General features: G+C 42.1%; 17 protein-coding genes. 3 read left to right on the top strand and 14 right to left on the bottom strand.

Annotated features, from left to right (window positions below):
• Positions 1-157 precede the first annotated feature (157 nt).
• The 3 genes from FGM00_RS07945 to FGM00_RS07955 all read right to left on the bottom strand — a co-directional run bounded on the left by FGM00_RS07945 (position 158) and on the right by FGM00_RS07955 (position 3,426).
• Positions 158-709 (bottom strand): conjugal transfer protein TraO, encoded by a 552-nt coding sequence (locus FGM00_RS07945; RefSeq protein WP_138852382.1) that lies wholly within the window; start codon positions 707-709, stop codon positions 158-160.
• The gene (locus tag FGM00_RS07950) at positions 706-1,767 is read right to left on the bottom strand and encodes a DUF4138 domain-containing protein (RefSeq protein ID WP_138852383.1); all 1,062 of its coding nucleotides are present in this window, start codon (positions 1,765-1,767) and stop codon (positions 706-708) included. Before FGM00_RS07950 ends, FGM00_RS07945 begins: the two co-directional genes overlap by 4 nt.
• A gap of 243 nt (positions 1,768-2,010) precedes the next feature.
• Positions 2,011-3,426, bottom strand: a complete 1,416-nt coding sequence (locus tag FGM00_RS07955; protein WP_138852384.1) for a membrane dipeptidase — start codon at positions 3,424-3,426, stop codon at positions 2,011-2,013.
• 676 nt (positions 3,427-4,102) lie between these two features.
• Between FGM00_RS07955 and FGM00_RS07960 the strand changes: the two genes are divergently transcribed.
• Positions 4,103-4,876, top strand: coding sequence for a DUF481 domain-containing protein (locus tag FGM00_RS07960; RefSeq protein WP_138852385.1), 774 nt, complete (start codon positions 4,103-4,105; stop codon positions 4,874-4,876).
• A 17-nt stretch (positions 4,877-4,893) separates the two neighbouring features.
• Here the strand turns inward: FGM00_RS07960 and FGM00_RS07965 are convergent, their stop codons facing one another.
• The gene (locus FGM00_RS07965; RefSeq protein WP_236262971.1) at positions 4,894-6,090 is read right to left on the bottom strand and encodes a PQQ-dependent sugar dehydrogenase; all 1,197 of its coding nucleotides are present in this window, start codon (positions 6,088-6,090) and stop codon (positions 4,894-4,896) included.
• Positions 6,091-6,445: 355 nt separating this feature from the next.
• On the opposite strand from FGM00_RS07965, the gene FGM00_RS07970 reads away from it, so the two are divergent.
• Positions 6,446-6,820, top strand: coding sequence for a DoxX family protein (locus tag FGM00_RS07970; RefSeq protein ID WP_138852387.1), 375 nt, complete (start codon positions 6,446-6,448; stop codon positions 6,818-6,820).
• Between the two features lie 4 nt (positions 6,821-6,824).
• Here FGM00_RS07970 and lpxD read toward each other — a convergent pair whose 3' ends face one another.
• The 7 genes from lpxD to FGM00_RS08005 form a co-directional block, all read right to left on the bottom strand.
• The gene (gene lpxD, locus FGM00_RS07975; RefSeq protein ID WP_138852388.1) at positions 6,825-7,820 is read right to left on the bottom strand and encodes a UDP-3-O-(3-hydroxymyristoyl)glucosamine N-acyltransferase; all 996 of its coding nucleotides are present in this window, start codon (positions 7,818-7,820) and stop codon (positions 6,825-6,827) included.
• An 86-nt stretch (positions 7,821-7,906) separates the two neighbouring features.
• Positions 7,907-8,362, bottom strand: a complete 456-nt coding sequence (locus FGM00_RS19940) for a cold-shock protein (protein WP_138852389.1) — start codon at positions 8,360-8,362, stop codon at positions 7,907-7,909.
• A gap of 220 nt (positions 8,363-8,582) precedes the next feature.
• The gene (locus FGM00_RS07985) at positions 8,583-9,722 is read right to left on the bottom strand and encodes a hypothetical protein (protein ID WP_138852390.1); all 1,140 of its coding nucleotides are present in this window, start codon (positions 9,720-9,722) and stop codon (positions 8,583-8,585) included.
• A gap of 160 nt (positions 9,723-9,882) precedes the next feature.
• On the bottom strand, positions 9,883-10,680 hold the full coding sequence (locus FGM00_RS07990; RefSeq protein ID WP_138852391.1) for a hypothetical protein: 798 nt from the start codon (positions 10,678-10,680) through the stop codon (positions 9,883-9,885).
• A 102-nt stretch (positions 10,681-10,782) separates the two neighbouring features.
• The gene (locus tag FGM00_RS07995; RefSeq protein ID WP_175416205.1) at positions 10,783-11,427 is read right to left on the bottom strand and encodes a DUF2490 domain-containing protein; all 645 of its coding nucleotides are present in this window, start codon (positions 11,425-11,427) and stop codon (positions 10,783-10,785) included.
• Between the two features lie 35 nt (positions 11,428-11,462).
• Positions 11,463-12,074 (bottom strand): DUF4956 domain-containing protein, encoded by a 612-nt coding sequence (locus FGM00_RS08000; protein ID WP_138852393.1) that lies wholly within the window; start codon positions 12,072-12,074, stop codon positions 11,463-11,465.
• Positions 12,074-12,802: a polyphosphate polymerase domain-containing protein gene (locus FGM00_RS08005; RefSeq protein ID WP_138852394.1), complete on the bottom strand. Its 729-nt coding sequence runs from the start codon at positions 12,800-12,802 to the stop codon at positions 12,074-12,076. The genes FGM00_RS08000 and FGM00_RS08005 overlap by 1 nt, the downstream gene beginning before the upstream one ends.
• A gap of 196 nt (positions 12,803-12,998) precedes the next feature.
• Between FGM00_RS08005 and FGM00_RS08010 the strand changes: the two genes are divergently transcribed.
• Positions 12,999-13,631 (top strand): GntR family transcriptional regulator, encoded by a 633-nt coding sequence (locus FGM00_RS08010; RefSeq protein ID WP_138852395.1) that lies wholly within the window; start codon positions 12,999-13,001, stop codon positions 13,629-13,631.
• A 1-nt stretch (position 13,632) separates the two neighbouring features.
• On the opposite strand, the gene FGM00_RS08015 is transcribed toward FGM00_RS08010, so the two are convergent.
• The 3 genes from FGM00_RS08015 to FGM00_RS08025 are packed head-to-tail and all read right to left on the bottom strand — an operon-like array spanning position 13,633 to position 17,624.
• Positions 13,633-14,718 (bottom strand): amidohydrolase family protein, encoded by a 1,086-nt coding sequence (locus tag FGM00_RS08015; RefSeq protein ID WP_236262972.1) that lies wholly within the window; start codon positions 14,716-14,718, stop codon positions 13,633-13,635.
• A 14-nt stretch (positions 14,719-14,732) separates the two neighbouring features.
• A complete protein-coding gene (locus FGM00_RS08020) occupies positions 14,733-15,332 on the bottom strand; it encodes a nucleotidyltransferase family protein (RefSeq protein WP_138852397.1) in 600 nt (199 codons plus the stop codon).
• 57 nt (positions 15,333-15,389) lie between these two features.
• Complete coding sequence (locus tag FGM00_RS08025; protein WP_138852398.1) at positions 15,390-17,624, bottom strand: xanthine dehydrogenase family protein molybdopterin-binding subunit; 2,235 nt, start codon at positions 17,622-17,624, stop codon at positions 15,390-15,392.
• Between the last annotated feature and the right edge of the window lie 22 nt (positions 17,625-17,646).

The raw sequence follows: 17,646 nt of genomic DNA on the forward strand, positions 1-17,646 counted from the left end.
CACCATCCGCTTAGATTAACGGTAGCACAAGATAAGGATTCGTACGTAATGTTAAAACCGATAACATACTTTTTAATCCGGAATTCGGACAAAGGAATGTTTTAAGGGACGAAAGGATGCGCACGGATTAATAATGAGGAAGAAGGGCAATAAAAAACTATTCCAAATAGTAGCGCAAACCGATACCTGAGTAGTTCGTGAACTTACCAAAGTCACTATTCGCATGATACGCTTCAGAAGTCTTTAGTACTAAGGAGAAGTACTCACTAATGATTATATCGTAATCGAGGCTCACGACGCCCCCGAAAATAAATTTACTTTTACCCGCTACGGAGACTATATTGGTAAGCTCAACTTGACCGTTATTAACAGATTCATAACCAACAAGGGCTCCACCACCGACGGACAAGCTTTGCTGAAGTATTCTACGACTTCGCAATGTCAACACCGTAAAAAAGTAAGAGTAACTACCGGTAACACTGAGATATGGAACGTCTACCTCTCCATTTTTAAAATTAGTATAAGTTCCGTTTAGGGCTATTTGCGTAAAAGACCTATCATTCAACATTGTATTGAAGGTAAACTCACCACCATACCCATCACCATAAATACCCCCGGTCAAAGTGGCAGTTTTTGAGTATTGGGCAGAGCTTACCACAGAAAAACCTAGTAGTAATAGAACGATGGTGTATTTTATACTTAGATTCAATTCGATGGGGAGTTTACTATTAAATTATCCATGGGCAGTACTACCCCATTATCACTACTTGCATCGGTCAACACTATGCTTACGGTCTCTTTGTTTCCAATTTCAAAATTTTTAAATACATACACTACTTCGTTAACACTTTGTGGATCGATGGTTTCCTGAAGATTAAAACTATAAAGAGGAGTGATTATTTTTTCTAATTGACCTACCCCTGTTCTTCTGAAAAACCCCAATCCTCCCACTGAAAATTCTTTTTTCGAATTATTCTCTATTTGTAAAATAAAATACTTTTCGTTTCTGTCAGTAAGGATATTATTCAACCGAAGTGCTATTTTTTTGTTCTTTCTAAAACTTCTTTTTAAAATGGTTTTCTGCAAATAATTGTTCTCGCAAAAAATACGGTAATACTCTTCACGGTCGGTATCGTACAAATCGTCATCTTCATTCTCTCGACTGTTATTCCCAGACGCTTGTTTTGGAACATCCTTATTCTGCTGCACCAAAGTATCCATAGAAGTATTATCCATATTCACCTGTGCTGTTGGCTTGTTATCCGTTGCTGTCGAAGAAGAAGTATCGGCTTCATTCGCTTGGGTAGCGTCCGAAGTATCGGTATCGACGGGAGCACTAGTATTATCAGTGATCTCCGGTGAATCGTTTTCCTCGGTTTTCCGATCCGCAACATCCGAAGCGCCAACTGTTTTGCCCGGATTGGTCTGGCTCACCGCCTGATCGATGGTAAGGATAAAATTGAATTTCTGAATTTCTTCCGAATAGCTAAGCGCAAAAGAATAGGCATACCCGTCTTCCGTAATTACTAAAAGATTGCTGGGCTTACCTTTACGGCCTTTGAGCAATCCTATTTGGGTATGGTCTTCGTATTCAAAATTAAAATTTACAGCGGGAGGAACTACTTTGGCTATGTTCGACGGAAAAAAAATCGTGGTGGTCACATTATCGTTGGCATTTATCGGAATGGCAGATTGCGCCTGTACAGCAAAGCATGCCAACAGCATACTTCCTAAAAAAACCACAAAGCAGGTAGGGAACGATTTCATAGGTGAGGCTTCTTTGCTGGCTTTAGACCATTTTAATTGACCAACGTCAGGCCTAATAACACAAACGACCAAAATACAAAATTATTAAATAATGACCCGAAACTTTTAAGTTATCGGTAAAGGGAGCGATTTCATGGATTTGTGAAGCCCTGCCTCCATTGAGGCACTATAAGGTTACAATACGGTGATCACTCTACAAGGGAATCCTTGTTTTCGGGTTGCATGATTCCAAATACTGGCCATTTATCTAAAATGGGCTTTCAAAAAATCCCGCGCATTCCCGAACATAAATTTATCCACTATCTCTTTGGCGCTCAACCTATTTTTGGGCTCTAATTTCTTTCCTTCAGGACTCTTCAGGAAATCATTTGCATGCTTCACTAAAAATTTGGGCAGTTTATCTAAATCCTTGGCGGCCCAAAAACCGGGCAAAGGGTCGATGATACCATCAAAATCGGTTCCCAAGCATTGAATATTCCACGCCTCCATTTTAAGTAAATTCAGATATTTGGCCATATGTTCTATTTGCTTCCAGATAAGTTTAGAGCTCTTGTTGCGGCCGGCCAACAAACCCATCACTTTTTTATGTGCAATACGCCGCTCATCCAATTGTATTCCAAAAATACCTTGTGAACGTGCGATTCTGAAAATCTCATCGTCGTAAAAATTGATAGTCGCATCATTGAAATCAGTATCGACCCGATTGTTATCGATCGGATTGTTACGACCATTGACGGCACCGTGGCTAACAATAAGCGGGATTTTACTAGCGTATTCCGATTTTACAATTTCGTAATACTCATAACGTGATTTCACATTCATATGTTTGACATCAATGAGAATGCGGTTCTTTTTATTATTGTCAAGCAAGGCGGAAAGTGCTTTTTTACCCAAAGATGTAATGCCCTGACTATTATCCACTTTTTGCTTGATAATAGCATCCACGAGTCCACCCATGCTCTTTTCGTGGCCGCAGAGTTCGTTATCGAAGTGATGTGCCAACCCTACGAAAAATGGACGAAAGGTCCAATTTTTTACGATTTTTATATTTTCGAGGACCTCTTTTTCGTCCGCTTTGGGCCGCCCCGCCAAGACCAAACCGGAATTGAAAACATGACAACCTTCGATGCTTGTAATCATGAAGATAGTAGGAATACCGTCAGCTTTCCACTGCTCGATTTCCTGATAACTTTTGACCATTTTATAACGGACTTTTTTGCCGTGTACAGTAACCGGTTTATTATCCAATTCTTTGTAAAATTCATATTCGTTATTTAAGTCTTCAAAATAGTCGGTCATTTTCTGAATATGACGGATGCGATCTATTCCGATACCAGTGGCGAGATTTCTGAACAAACGCCCAATGAATTTTACATCGCCCGTATCGTGAACCATTTGTTTTTCCATGGGGTATAGGGAAATGACGAGTATCCTGCCTTTGCCGCCATAAACCGATGTCAGGTCTGACTGGGTGAATTTGGTCAATGTCAAAAGATTATTGATTTTCTTACTGACCGGATTCACTCCTTTCCTATGATAAATGCTATTTCTTCTCATCCGATTGGGGCTGTTCCGTTTTTTAGTGCTTTTTTGATCGAAACTTCTTCCAAAGGGCTTTAGGGAGGGGTGGCAATGTAAATCGATATACACATTTTTCATACTTGCATATTAATAGAATAAAAATTCGAATAGTATCGAGGGCGGGGAAAAGGTCGTATCAATAGACCCTAGCGTGCGACGTCATGCTACAATTAGCGCGACATAACCAATATTGTAATGGGAGAATGATGTGAGGGAAATTCAGTGCTTGACTAGACTAAAGATATACATTTTTGACAAAAATAGTACTTGCGCTCCTAAAAAGATGCCGTTATTTTAATAATGTAGATATTTACCATGAACCGTATATCTTTTAAATATTACCGAACAAGTTAAAACTGTGCCATTTACTTTGTGTACGATGATTATCCTTTTTCTAAAACGCATGCTTTCCGACGCGTCATCTTCAAGAGGCAAAAACGTGAATCTATTTAAAAGACTGTATGGAAATGTCTCGCTTATTTTCTTAGGGCCTCTTTTTGCGCCTTATTTCGTTAAAATTTTTGACCGTAGCGCTGCTATGCTCAAAAATTTTGCCTCATAATGCATCAAAAATAGACCATAACAATTCTAACGACATATTTCCAAACAGTCTCTAAGTAAGAAATGATGTCGAATAAGAAGCATTGAAATTTTGCCAAACCCCAACCCTAAAAAAAGGCTTCAGATTGATGCGCAATAATACCGATTATTATGGCCTATTTTAAATATCTTTGCCGGTTTATAATTGACATCAATGCATACATCCAAATTTTTCGTTGCGCTCTTTCTACTAGTGTTTTGTTTATCTAATAGGGTCAGTTCGCAACTGGTGAACATCGAATCTCAACGAATGCAGAGCGACTCGGTGCGATTTGCGTTGAAAAGCGATTTGCTATTCAATTACAGTGACAACAATGGGAATTATATCATTCAAATCGGTTCGAACATCACGGCCCAATTGAAAGCCAAAGATTTAAAAAAAACATATTTTTTTATTGGGAACTATAACCTTATTCGGAGTAAGGACGAAGAATTCCAAAACTCATGGTTCCTTCATGTACGGTACAATCAAAAACTTTCTAAACTATTTCGTTTGGAGGCTTTTCTCCAAAATCAAAACAATACGCGCCTCACCATCACGAGCCGCAATTTAATCGGTGCAGGGATACGCTTAAAATTCATATCGACGGAAACGGGAAAGGCTTATTTTGGAAATTCCTATATGTACGAAATAGAGCAGATAAAAGAACCTAAGCAACAGTTTTACAACCATAGAAACAGTAGTTATTTGTCGCTATCACAGCATTTTAAGAGAACGAAGCTCGATTTGGTTGGCACGGTCTATTTTCAACCTCTATACAACAACATCGCCAACCATCGTGTTTTAGCACAGCTGAAGGCGGAATTACCCTTGGGCAAGCGATTGCGTTTTTCGGCTTTGTACAATTATTTTTATGCCAGTTTTCCTGAAAACGACACTTCGGACTATTCCTCGAATTTACAGCTTGGGCTAACTTTTCAAATATAAAATACCACACGACTCGTTTAATCTAGGCTGGCGACCTTGGGTTCCTCATAGGAAAGACGGTAAATAGCATCCCCAAAGTCATCGGAAATCAATAAGGAACCGTCTTTTAATTCTAATATGTCTACAGGTCTCCCGAACGCTTCTTGCGTTTCTTCATTGAGCCATCCGTCCAGAAAGGTATCGTAGCTTACGGCCTTGTTGTCTTGCAAGGTTACCGTTGAGATTTTATAACCTACTTTGGAGCTCCGGTTCCACGATCCATGTTCGGCGATAAAGGCCAATCCCTTATATTTTTCGGGGAACATGCCCCCCGTATAGAACTTGATTCCCAAAGGAGCTACATGGGCCCCTAACGCCTGAACGGGTGCTACAAAATCCGAACAGGGATGTTGGCTGCCGAACTCCGGGTCCGATACAGTGCCCCCATGACAAAACGGATAGCCAAAATGTTGGCCCGCTACTGTAACGCGATTTAGCTCACAAGGTGGAATGTCATCTCCGAGCATATCCCTGCCGTTGTCGGTAAACCATAATTCCTCCGTTTCCGGATGCCAGGTAAAGCCGACGGAGTTCCGTACGCCCTTTGCATAAATTTCCCTGTTCGTACCGTCCGGGTCCATTCGAGTGATGGTCGCGAAACGCTCGTCTTCCTTCGATTTATCACAAATATTGCAGGGTGCGCCTACTGGTACATATAATTTTCCGTCGGGACCGAAGGCAATATATTTCCAACCATGGTGAAACTCTGTCGGATAGTCGTCATAGACCACTTCCGGGGACTTTGGAGTACTTAACTGCTGTTCTATGTTGGGATACCGCAAAAGTCTACCCACCTCTGCAACATATAATGCGCCATCTTTGAAGGCCAGGCCGTTGGGCACCTTCAGAGTAGTGTCGAGAACAATCATTTTTTCCGCCCTAAAATCCCCATCCAAATCCTGAAGCGCGTAAACGGTATTCTCATTTCTCGTACCAACAAAAAGAGTTCCATTGTCGCCCATAGCCATTGAACGCGCTCCGTCTATACCCTCCGCAAAAACATCGATCTTAAATCCTTCGGGAAGATTTAAACTATCTATGGCCAGATTACCTTCATAGGGAGGTGCTTCTTTGGCAATGGGAACTTCAACAACCTCTTTTTTATCCTCTTTACAGGACGCAATAACAAGGCAAAGAAGTAATGCGAGTCCGCCTTTTCCGACTAATTTTTTCATACGATGATTCATTTTAAGAAGAATATAAAGATACTCAAGCCATTTTCACCCTCCAAGTACTGCTAACAATTTTAGCTAACCGTTTCGCCGTTTATGGTAGCTTCCACTGTAGAAATCGACATAGACGGACAATGACATTTCAGAACTATTCGTGCAGTTGATCGGTAAAACTTCTTAGCTTTAGCCGTTTCGGGCCTAGTCCTAGAGCTTACGGAGCCATTCTTGAGCTAAAACCCACAAATGAAGCAACTAAACCAGAAACTTTGCGGGGATATGGATATCAACCTTGAGCCCAGAAGATATAGAGACTGAGGCTTACATGAGTTGCACTTAATAATTCAAAACAACAATGCGTATGAAAATAGTTTGGAAAATCCTTTCCTACCTCTTGGCGGCATTCTTTATATACGCTGGCGTGCAGCACTTTATAAAGCCCGTATTCTATGAGCCATTTGTCCCCTATTTTCTGCCTTACAAATCCTTATTTGTCTATGCTTCTGGGGTTTTGGAAGTCTTATTCGGTGTTTTGGTATTCGTGCCGAGGTTTGCAAGAGTGGGTGCGACAGGTATATTACTATTATTGATTGCCTTTCTTCCGGTACATATCATGGACGTATTTGCGGAAACTCCGGCTATCGGAACGAAAACCGCGGCCTATATTCGACTTGCCGTTCAGTTTCTATTTATCGCATGGGCCTTAGGGGTACGAAAAAGTATCACAACCAAATAAACACTTATGATCGGCCCAGCTTACGTAAAGCGACCCATTGTTTCAGTTTTTCCCTCGAATCCGTTGCTGGGTAGCCAAGTACCGTCTTACCGGCAGGCACATCTGCCAATACTCCCGAACCGGCACCAACGACCGCCCCGGAATGTATGGTCGTATGGTCTTTGATGGAAGCGCTGCCCCCGATCATTACACCGTCGCCCAAGGTAACGGAGCCTGCCAACCCGCTGCTACCTGCCATAATACAGCACTTGCCCAAAACACAATTGTGCGCAATTTGAACCAGGTTGTCTATTTTGCAACCATCGCCAAGGATCGTTGAACTGAACTTACCTCGATCTACGCAGGAATTGGCCCCGATTTCGACACCATTTCCTATGACCACATTACCGATATGGGGAATCTTGACCAACCCCTTACCGTCCTCGCTCGGCCGATAGCCGAAGCCATCGGCACCGATACTTACGTTGTTGTGAAAAATACAGTGGCTTCCGATAACCGAGCGTTCCCGGATTACCGTCCCAGACCAAACAATGGTTTGATCTCCGATAGTGGTTTCATCGAAGATACTTACATTCGGGTACAACACGACACCTTTACCAAGAACCACATCTTCCCCGACGTAACATCCCGCACCAATTTTGACTCCCTCCCCTATTTTTACCGAACTAGCAATAGTGGCGGTAGGATGAATGGCTTCACTACCTAAGTGCGGGGCTTGCGGTGCAAAGACCTCCAGCAATTTTGCCATGGCCAAATCGGCATTCTTGACTCGGACCAAAGCCCTATTAGCGTCAGGTTCAATTGCGATATTCTCATTTACTATCGCAGCACCCGCATTAGAGTCGGCCCACATAGCTGCATATTTACGATTCCCGATGAATGTTATTTGGGCTGCACTGGCTTTGGCAATTTGTTCGAGGCCAGTGAATTTTTGGGCTGATTCACCAACAACGATTCCGTTTACGAGCGAACCGATTTCTTCGATAGTATATGATTTCATTGTTTTTCGGGTATAAAAAAAGCGCCAACAAATGTTAACGCTTAAATATAATATTAAAATCTTTTGACAGGAACCATCTACGGGTTCTATATTTTTTTGACACGAACAGCGTTCATACCACGTGCTCCTTTTTCCAGCTCGAACTGCACCGTATTATTCTCCTCGATCTCATCGATAAGACCACTTACATGACAGAAATACTTTTCGTTATTTTCGCTATCGATTATAAATCCGAAGCCTTTGGAATGATCAAAAAACGAAACCTTTCCATTTCTGATCGGGTTGAATTTATCCTCATCGGATTCTTCCTTCTTGGGTATACCCAAAACGATATCCTCAGCATCAATTTTGACCTTTAACGATGGGTCCGGCGGGGTATCGACTAGGTTTCCATTAAAATCGACATATGCCAATGGAATTCCTCCTCCTTTTTCTTTCGCTTCAGCTCTACGGGCTTCTTTGCGTTTTGCTTTTTCCTCTCGTTTTTTACGGCGCTGTTTTTCTTTTTCAGTCTTATTGTACGTTTGCTGTGATTTAGCCATTCATAAGTTTTGATTAATACTAACTAAAAGTGTGCCAAAGGAAATTCTGATTCTAAACGAATGTTGTTGAAAAGAAAAGAAGATAAACAATTGAATTACTAAGAGTTAGCGAGTGCTATCGGAATAATAAGATGTTGTTTTTCCCTTGAACCTTTACAAATATATGACATATGATCTAATTTTATGTGTCCTATCGGTTCAAATTCATGACAATACTTTCTCATTTTACACTCTCTTCGGACACTGTAAAGGTAAATGTCGCTTTACCTTGCGTGGCCGTCCAAAAATTTTGGGAACCGTTCCAGTCGGGAGAAGCGTGTCTTGAGAAGTTTTCCAAATCGGTATTAATCGCTTCTGTTTTTGCTGAAGCTATCGGTTCCTTTGAAATAACGATGGCCAAAGCGGTAAATGCTTTTTGAGACAGGTCGAACGACGGATTTCTCACGCCTTTGGCACTGATCATCATTCCCGGTGAATGCGTTTCTATCAAATCGGCGCTGAATAGACCACTCGAGTTGATGTCAACCGGGTTAACGGCTACCATCACCGGCTGCAATTCGGTGCTTGGTATCAAACCCATTAGATATAATTCTAAATTGCCATAAACTATGGAGTTGCCACCGTTCGCAAATTTTCCAAAACCATTTTCACCATTCAGTTTACCTTGATAAGTGCCGTCGCCATTGTCGACCACTTCATCAAAACCTCCCAATTGACCAGCGGTACCGGCATAGCCCCAATGCCCGCCGAAGGTAGAAGGTAAAAAACCTTTATTCGCCCAAGTGTGGGCGATTTCGTGCAGAAAAGGTCCCGTTCTTATATATTCCGCACGCGGCATATAAATCATACTTTTCAGCTTTCCTGAGGAACCATAGTTTGCCGAAAGATCGAAGAGCCCAGCCCCAAGGCCTTGAATTAGATTCTGTACCGAAGTGGACCTTCCATAGAACAAATCGCCAGGGTGGGTTTCCTCTACGGAAAGAATGATTAGAAAGTCGAAATCATCCTTGAGGTATTGGTACACTTTAGTGGAAATCATATTCAGATTACCTTCTCCAGAAATGAATTTATTGTATTCAACTTCGGGGAGTACATAATTCACGAACATACGCTCGGCGTTCAATACCAGATTATTCTCGAATACTACATCTACAGCAGGTTCGGCCTCTGGTTCTTCCGGTGTCCCCGGGTTTTCGGGAATCTCCGGTTCCAAATCCGTTTCGGAATCGGCATCGATTTCCGTTTCGATGTCTTGCTTTGAATCATCCTTGCTACACCCAGTATTTAACAGCGCAAAAGAAAATAAGAACAATACGGCAAATAGTTTCGAAAGGTAGTTTTGGGTTTTGATTTTCATCATCTTGAGCTTAAAGTGCTTGTGCAGCTACAACCCAAAAAAGATGATTAAATTTTATTCCATCGATAAAGAACTCATAGTTACGACATGCTGCACGATTGAATACAGAAAAGCGCCTGATATTTGATATCAGGCGCTTTATACTTTTCGAACAATAGCTGTTTTAATCTTTTAACGTAATTTGTTCTGTTGTCCCGTCAGGATAATTTATCAAAGCAACATCATCACAAGCACCATCCCCAAAATCTACGGAAACCGCGAGGCCGTTCTTTGAAAGCAAGAGAAGCCCCTCACCTGTATACGCACAAGTATATTTCTTTTTTAAAAGATTTTCAACAACTGCGCTATATGTATTTCCATCGCTGGTTATTGTCCATTCGCCGTCAAGCGTTAGGCTCTGGTCTTCTAGACTATTAAAAACGAATCCGATGATTTTTGTCCCTCTTTCACTTAATTCCTTACCATCCGACATCACTACCTGCATATCGCTTTCCACCGTAAAAACAAATCCTTCTTGTTCATCGTCATGGTCGAAAGTAAAGGTCTTGTTGCCCGAGATTTTGATTGTACCGATTGTAAAATCAGTATAGGTAACACTAATTTCAGTGGACTCTTCCGCAATGGAATAGTTTGCGGTAATAGTACCATTTATTAAATCGCTGCCATCAACAGTGCAGTCATTAAACGTGATGGTGGTTATAGTATTTGAAGTTTCGATTTGCTGACAATCAGTACTTTTAGCAGTCTTTTCGGTTTGATCGCTAGAGAAAATGTCTGTCAGTAGTCCATCGGTTAGACTGGACAACTCGTTGGCTTCCAAAATGGTCTCGACTTCCGCTGATGTCAATTGGGCATCCTGATCGGCCAATTCCCCTAGGTCGTCGCTACATGCAATAATTAACAAACAAAGGGCAAGTGCCCATAATGCCGGTTTAAAAAAACCTTTGACTAAATCTTTCATGATATTCTGATTTTTAATAGTTCAATAGCTATTAAAACGTGAGGATATCCGATTTAGTACGATTATTACGATAGGGAAATGTTAAATTTTGTGTACTTAGTATTACTTAATGGTGTATCCGTAGCTAAGTCCGATAATATGACGGGTCTCTCTACCGTCAGCTTCAAAACCGCTTTGGTAACGGTAGTAGAAACCTATTTCACCTGCATTTTTCATGTCGTACTCCGAACCCAGTGTAATCCGATATTTATCGGTCTCTTCATCCCCTACGTTCAATTTGCTCCAAACCTCAAAAGCGAGTTCAGGGTCTAATTTCCAGTTTTTGATTTTGTATTCCGCGGAACCCTTTAGTCTCAGAAACTGACGCGCGACATCGTCTACCCCCAACTCATTCTTATTTTGATACCTGAGGCGATATCCGAGGTCGAAACTACCTACATCATGCTTGTATTTTAAATCGAATTGATACCTGAAATGGTTTTCATATCCCTGTATATTGCCTCGAGTGTCATTTTCAAAAAGATATCGAAGACCTACACCGAATTTCAATCCCTTCACGATTCGCCGATCGATTTGGAACTCGCCAAAATATTCATCTACCAACCCGAAATTATCTTTTAAACGCAATTGGGCTTCTAGGCCGAAATCCCAGTTTTTGCTAGGCTCATAACCTAACTTCAGCTTATTCCACGAAAGAACATCACTACTTTGCGCAAAAGTCAAAGTTGAAAGCGATAATAGAAACAAAACTACTAGGTTTCGGGAGGAGCGATTCATATGATTTATTTAGTTGGCTTGTCCTTATAATAATAAATGGTAAGTTGGGCGGTATCCTTTAAAAAGTCGACATTGCCGATTTTAATGCGGTTTATTTCAATTCCTGTTCGCGCCTCCAGGTCGGCTTTCAATATTTTTTTATTCTCCGGTAGGATATTCTCGATTTTCTCATAGACGATTTGCTTGCTCACCTCGTTTTTTAAGGACCAGAACCGCTCTATAATGGTAACGGCCCCGACTACCAAAAGATTGCCTACAAGTATCTCAACATAGCTCATTTTCTTGTTCGCTAATGAGTTGATTACGGATACTCCGATAACGACGAAGAGATAGGTCATCTCTTTAATTTCAATGGGATCCGTTCTATAGCGGATAATACCAAAAATGGCGAATAGACCCAAGGCCATACCCATATCCAATTCAAACTTTTTAAGCGTAAAGCAGATGAAAAATATGATGATGCTGATAAGGTAATAGGTAAATACGTAATCTCGTTTGTGGGTAGAGGGATAGTATAAAAAACGAATGATAATGGTCAAAAAAAACATATTGAGGAAAAAGCGGAAAAGCATCTTCCATAAATCATCATCGAACCATGGTATGTCCAAAAATTCCATTAGGCAGTTATTTTTTTGATTTTATTCAATTTCTCTTTAAAACGGTTTTTTTTGATACCATCGTATAAACTTGCCATACCAATACAGTATTTGCTTATGCGATAAGGCTTTATCTTTTTCTCCTTTAGGATTGTGAATAGCGGACTACTTCGATTCAGTTCGGCTTGCTTTATTTCAGCGATTACCAAATTCCCCATCTTTACGCTACTTCCATTCTGTTGAAAGGTTAGGTTCGTATCAAAGGTAATACGCTCATTTCGGCCGACCAAAGTAACTCGTTGAAAGTTGTTCCTAATGGTAGGAACAATGTTTAAACCCGTACTCAGCTGAGTAGACAAGAAGGATTCAGCCTTTTCAGATAAGGTATCCCGAAACTCAGGAATCTTAGCGCGTATCTTGTTCATACGCCCTTTGTTGCTCTTATGTTTCACCTCAAGAAATACCAGGTCAGTATCATCGTAGCGGCGTATTCTTATTTTAGTACGGAACAATTTTCCGTTGTGGTGGTCGGTATAAAACTTAAGATTATGGGTGTCGAAATATTGATTGCTGTAGCCCATTTGTCGCGAACCACCAATTTGCAATACACTGTAGTCGTCATTCGCCCTCCCAAGGATGTCTTCCAATTCATTCATATGAAAGATAAATTTCGTATCGACCCTATCCATAAGGGAAACGGCGTTGATTTCCTTCAAATCAACACTATCGAATGAATTAAGTATCTGCAATGAATTGGGTAGGCTCAGAATTGGAAATTAACGATATCAACCTACAAATGTAGCAAACAATTTTGTTTATGATTGCTTCTATAGCGTCGTCGTTTAACTGTAATGCGACAAAATGTGACGCTAAATTACAAGTTTTGGGTTCAAAGGGTTTCTATGAGCTGCTTTAAAATCGTATACGATTTGCTATCTTTATCGTATGAATAACAAGGCTAATCTAAGGGATACCGTACGCGAATATTTACTACAGCAAATGCGAAAGGGGCATTTGAACGCGGGCGATTCTATAAATCTCGCTGCGTTGTCGCGCGAATTGAACGTTAGTGTCACCCCTATACGTGAGGCATTGACCCAATTACAACAATCACAGGTAATCGAGGCCATTCCGAATCGTGGTTTTTTTATTAAAGAGCTCAGCAACGATGAAGCGAAAAACCTTTATGAAATCGTAGCCCAACTAGAAGTCTTGGCCTTGGAACAGTCTCATTTCGATGAAGGCACTATCACTTATTTGCGCACACAGCAAAAATTAATACAACAGGCGGATGATCCGTTGGAGCGTATTAACGCTTACATGGATTTTCATACGCTTTTGACTAAAAACTATGGCAATTCAGTGGCCCAGCAGATACTTGGCGACTTGAGAACACGGGTTTTCCTGTATGAAAAAACTTTTATGGCCGACGATTCTTTTTACTACAACTCCGATAACCAGCACGAAGCCATTATTTCGGCTATCGAAGAAGACAACTTACCTTCGGCGGCACTTGTGCTGCGAATGAACTGGCTATTAATACAGGATTATATCGAAAAACAATTGATCCTATTGTAGGTCAATCGGCCGGAAAGAGGCTTCTATCCAAATCGGGAATTAAATCCAAGGCATTTTTATAGTAAACCTTTTTCAAGACGTCATCCGGCAAATCTAGCCCGTACATCGCCCAAAAGGCATGGTATTTCTTGTAATAGGGAAAGTACTCGTCATCCGACTCCAGCACCCTGAAATAGGTGGGGAATTCTTCGGGTTTCCAACTGTCCTTCCCAAAAAGAATTCGGTCTTGGTATTTAACGAAAAAGGCATGGGCATTCTTTGGTTGCCTGCCAAGCTCGGCGATAACGGCGCCGATACCTACGTACATATTCGGTATTTCTTCCATCAACTCCCCTAGTCTCGTGAGATTATTTGCATACCAACCCATATGGGCATTTATAAATTTAGTCTCCGGATGGTTTTTGAACATACGGTGCTGCTCATCGATAATCTGCTGCCAGGGCGCCGGGTCTGTGGCGGAACGCTTTCTACGGTTATGGGTCTTCAATTCAAGCCATCTCTCATTTTCACTATTCATTGGGTCCCAAAACGATTTCGGGTCGGCAGCATGAATCAGCACTGGAATGCCTAAGGCACCACATTTCGCCCAAATGGGATCTATGCGAGGATCATCTATTGCCAATCGCTTGCCATCCGTATCCTTATATCGAAGTCCAAGACTTTTGTACACTTTCAAACCCTTGGCCCCGTTTTTTACATCTTCTTCCAATTGTGCGACCGCTTTTTGGGCCCAATCTGATTCACCTACACCCTCAAAGTCTACGTTGGCGAAAACCACGAAACGGTTTGGGTAGTTTTCCGTAATGCTCTTTTGCATCTCTTGTATCCGCTTTCCGGAACCTCCGCTAAGATTGACCATAATAGCTTCATTTATGTCATCCATATCCTGAATCATTTCATTCAGTGCCGTCGGGGACATGTCCCGTTGGTGGCTATGCACATCGATAAATGGAAATTTTGCCTTGGGCACTTCCGCTCCCTCGACGACCAATGTTGATTTCGGATTGTATTCCTCAAAGCTCATCTCTTGAGCTTTGGCGGTCAATACAATGGAGAAAATAAAAATTAGCAATAAATTGATTTTCATTATTTTAAATTTATTCATGTATTTAAATGGTTTAATCTTGAATAGTCCGCTTCCGTATCAATATCGGCGGTTTTAACACCCGCCTTCAAGAGGTGGATATCAGCCATATTCTCCGCTAGAAGTTCTTTAGCGCCATATTCGGAATTTAATTCGCTCAACTGCTCAAAATACTTCGAACCGAATAAGGCAGGTACTCCTGCCCTATTTCCGTAGTCCGTTGCTACGATATTCTTTTGGCTCCCTTGGAAAGTTGAGCGTACGTTATTGAGGTAATCGGCATCGATAAAAGGTTGGTCGCCCAACATAATCAAAACAACTTCGAATGGCGTTTCTTTCTTTGAAAGGAATTGCATTCCGCGGGCAATGGAACTACCCATCCCATTCTCCCAATCCGTATTGACTACGGAAACCGTTCCAGGTTGAAGTGAATTTCGAATAATGTCGGCATTTGCCCCCAGCACGACCACCGCCTCATCGCATCGTGATGCATTGGCATTATTGACGGCATTTTGAAGTAGGGTTTGCGAACCCCACGGAAGTAACTGTTTAGGCCGGCCCATCCGTGAAGAGGAACCGGCCGCAAGAATAAGTACTGCACATCGGTCTGTATTCATGTAATCCAATCTATGGCAGCGGGACGTCGAAGAAGAAAACCAAATCGAATGGTCGTATCATCCAATTATTTCTTTGTCTGTATCTTTCCAAAAATCTGGAGCTTCCATAAAAGGTTGCTTGTAAATACGTTTACCAGTCGCCGCTTTCAAGGCATTTGCCACGGCACCTCCTGCAGGTGGTAATGTTGGCTCGCCAAGACCCGTCGGAGAAAGTTCGTTCTGTATCAAATGGGTTACCACCTCTGGGGCTTCCATCATTCTGATCAAACGGTATTTATCGTAATTGTTAGCCGTGGGGGCACCTTTTTCAAAACCGAAATTTCCGTACATGGCATGCCCAACGCCGTCTATGACGCCACCCTCTATCTGATTCAAGGCTCCCAGTGGGTTTACGACTATTCCGCAATCCACTACACAAGTCACCTTTTTAACTACTGGCATACCGTTCTCCATCTGTACATCGGCCACTTCGGCTACATGCGTATTATGACAATAATATGAGACAAAACCTTGATAAGTGCCTTCGGGCTGTTTGCCCCAACCTGATTTTTCTACAGCCGTACGGATTACGTTTTGCATTCGTTCAGGATCATACTGAATTCGTTCGTCGTCAGTACCTTTTACTTTTTCCAAGAGGTCTAAACGCAATTTAATTTTATCGACCTCCATCAATTCGGCCAATTCATCAAAGAACGTTTGCTCGGCGTATGCCAGAAAGTTGGTGTAAGGTGCGCGCCATGCACCAGTGGTGACATTGCTCTCGTAAAAGGCCGTATCCACTTGGTAATTTTCCAACGCCCCTGCCGGGAAAAAGTTGGCGATGAGCCCGTACATATTACCATTGATGGCAGCTTCCTTAAGATGATACCCGGTCAATTCGCCATCTTTTATCGATGCTTTGATACGGTATTTGATTGCGGGCCGATATACGCCCGTCATCATGTCATCCTCCCTTGAGGAAACCATTTTGACCGGCTTTTTAATCGCATCCGAAATTTCGGCAGCCTCATATACAAAGTCCCCATAGAGCCTTCGTCCGAAACCACCTCCCATACGCGTCATTTCCAGATGCACATCAGCTACGTCGCGACCTAAGAGCTCCGCAACGGTAGCAGCGGCATCGGCAGGAGTTTGAACCGGACCGACCAGATGTATTTTTTCATCCGTTACATTCGCGAAGAAATTCATCGGTTCCATACAATTGTGTGGTAGGAAGGGGGATTCGTAGGTGAGTTCCAATACCTTATCGGCCTGTGCGAACGCCCTATTCACGTCTCCGTCCTTACGCTGGGTTACGAAATCCTTGCCATCCAACAATTCCATAAGCTTTTTATCCTGAAAATCGGAACTTTCCAAGGGACTGACATCTGTCCACTTGGCCTTTATTGCCTTCTTCCCCTGCATTGCGGCCCAGGTGTTTTCTGCAATTACAGCGACTTTTTCACTTTTAACCATTTGCACGGTCCAATTTACTTCGTCTTTCCCCATAAGTTCGTTGACCTTGCTTCCGATACGGATTACATCGATAACACCAGGAACTGCTTTCGCCGCCGTATCGTCAAATGATTCGAGTTCTTGACCAAAAGCGGGTGGCCGTAATACCGAAGCATAAACCATTCCTTCAACTTTGTAATCCAACCCGAAAAGTGGTTTTCCGGTAATAATTTTTTCTATATCCACATTACCCACATCCGTACCGATAACGGTATAGTCTTTCGGTTCCTTTAAGGTAACATTTTCGGGTACTTCCAAGCCAGCAGCTTCTTCGACTACATCTCCATAACCTAAAGTCTCACCTTTACCGTTCGTGATAACACCCTTACTTGCCGAACATTCAGTTGCATCGACACCCCAGCGTACCGCCGCGGCGTTGACCAACATTTGTTTCGCAGTTGCTCCTGTTTGACGTAGGGCATCCCATCCAAAACGAATAGACTGGCTTCCCCCAGCAACTTGCCGCGTATAATTTTCAGTATCCAAAATGCCCTGCTGTACATGCACATTTTCCCAGAGCACATCAAGTTCTTCCGCTATAATCATAGGCATGGATGTCTTTACCCCCTGCCCTATTTCCGGATTGGGAGAGAAAATAGTGACCATCCCATTTTTGGCAATCTTGATAAAAGCATTGAAATCCTTAAAATCCAATTTTGAAATATCCACCGGTGGTTTTGCGTTCGGCTTACAGGCATTGAACAAATTAAACCCGATGAGCAGTCCGCCGCTCGCAAGGGACGAGGTGCGCAGAAAATTTCTTCTGCTAAAGGTTATGGATGGCGTTGTATTTGACATAGTAGTTACTTATTTAAATGAT

The organism is Aggregatimonas sangjinii (assembly GCF_005943945.1).
In the GTDB taxonomy this organism is placed as follows: Bacteria; Bacteroidota; Bacteroidia; order Flavobacteriales; family Flavobacteriaceae; genus Pelagihabitans; species Pelagihabitans sangjinii.

Bases quoted from the DNA above. Each gene is read 5' to 3' on its own strand.
- FGM00_RS07950 (WP_138852383.1), bottom strand. From the start codon at position 1,767: ATGAAATCGTTCCCTACCTGCTTTGTGGTTTTTTTAGGAAGTATGCTG.
- FGM00_RS07955 (WP_138852384.1), bottom strand. From the start codon at position 3,426: ATGAAAAATGTGTATATCGATTTACATTGCCACCCCTCCCTAAAGCCC.
- FGM00_RS07960 (WP_138852385.1), top strand. From the start codon at position 4,103: ATGCATACATCCAAATTTTTCGTTGCGCTCTTTCTACTAGTGTTTTGT.
- FGM00_RS07965 (WP_236262971.1), bottom strand. From the start codon at position 6,090: ATGAAAAAATTAGTCGGAAAAGGCGGACTCGCATTACTTCTTTGCCTT.
- FGM00_RS07970 (WP_138852387.1), top strand. From the start codon at position 6,446: ATGAAAATAGTTTGGAAAATCCTTTCCTACCTCTTGGCGGCATTCTTT.
- lpxD (WP_138852388.1), bottom strand. From the start codon at position 7,820: ATGAAATCATATACTATCGAAGAAATCGGTTCGCTCGTAAACGGAATC.
- FGM00_RS19940 (WP_138852389.1), bottom strand. From the start codon at position 8,362: ATGGCTAAATCACAGCAAACGTACAATAAGACTGAAAAAGAAAAACAG.
- FGM00_RS07985 (WP_138852390.1), bottom strand. From the start codon at position 9,722: ATGATGAAAATCAAAACCCAAAACTACCTTTCGAAACTATTTGCCGTA.
- FGM00_RS07990 (WP_138852391.1), bottom strand. From the start codon at position 10,680: ATGAAAGATTTAGTCAAAGGTTTTTTTAAACCGGCATTATGGGCACTT.
- FGM00_RS08000 (WP_138852393.1), bottom strand. From the start codon at position 12,074: ATGGAATTTTTGGACATACCATGGTTCGATGATGATTTATGGAAGATG.
- FGM00_RS08010 (WP_138852395.1), top strand. From the start codon at position 12,999: ATGAATAACAAGGCTAATCTAAGGGATACCGTACGCGAATATTTACTA.
- FGM00_RS08015 (WP_236262972.1), bottom strand. From the start codon at position 14,718: ATGAAAATCAATTTATTGCTAATTTTTATTTTCTCCATTGTATTGACC.
- FGM00_RS08020 (WP_138852397.1), bottom strand. From the start codon at position 15,332: ATGAATACAGACCGATGTGCAGTACTTATTCTTGCGGCCGGTTCCTCT.
- FGM00_RS08025 (WP_138852398.1), bottom strand. From the start codon at position 17,624: ATGTCAAATACAACGCCATCCATAACCTTTAGCAGAAGAAATTTTCTG.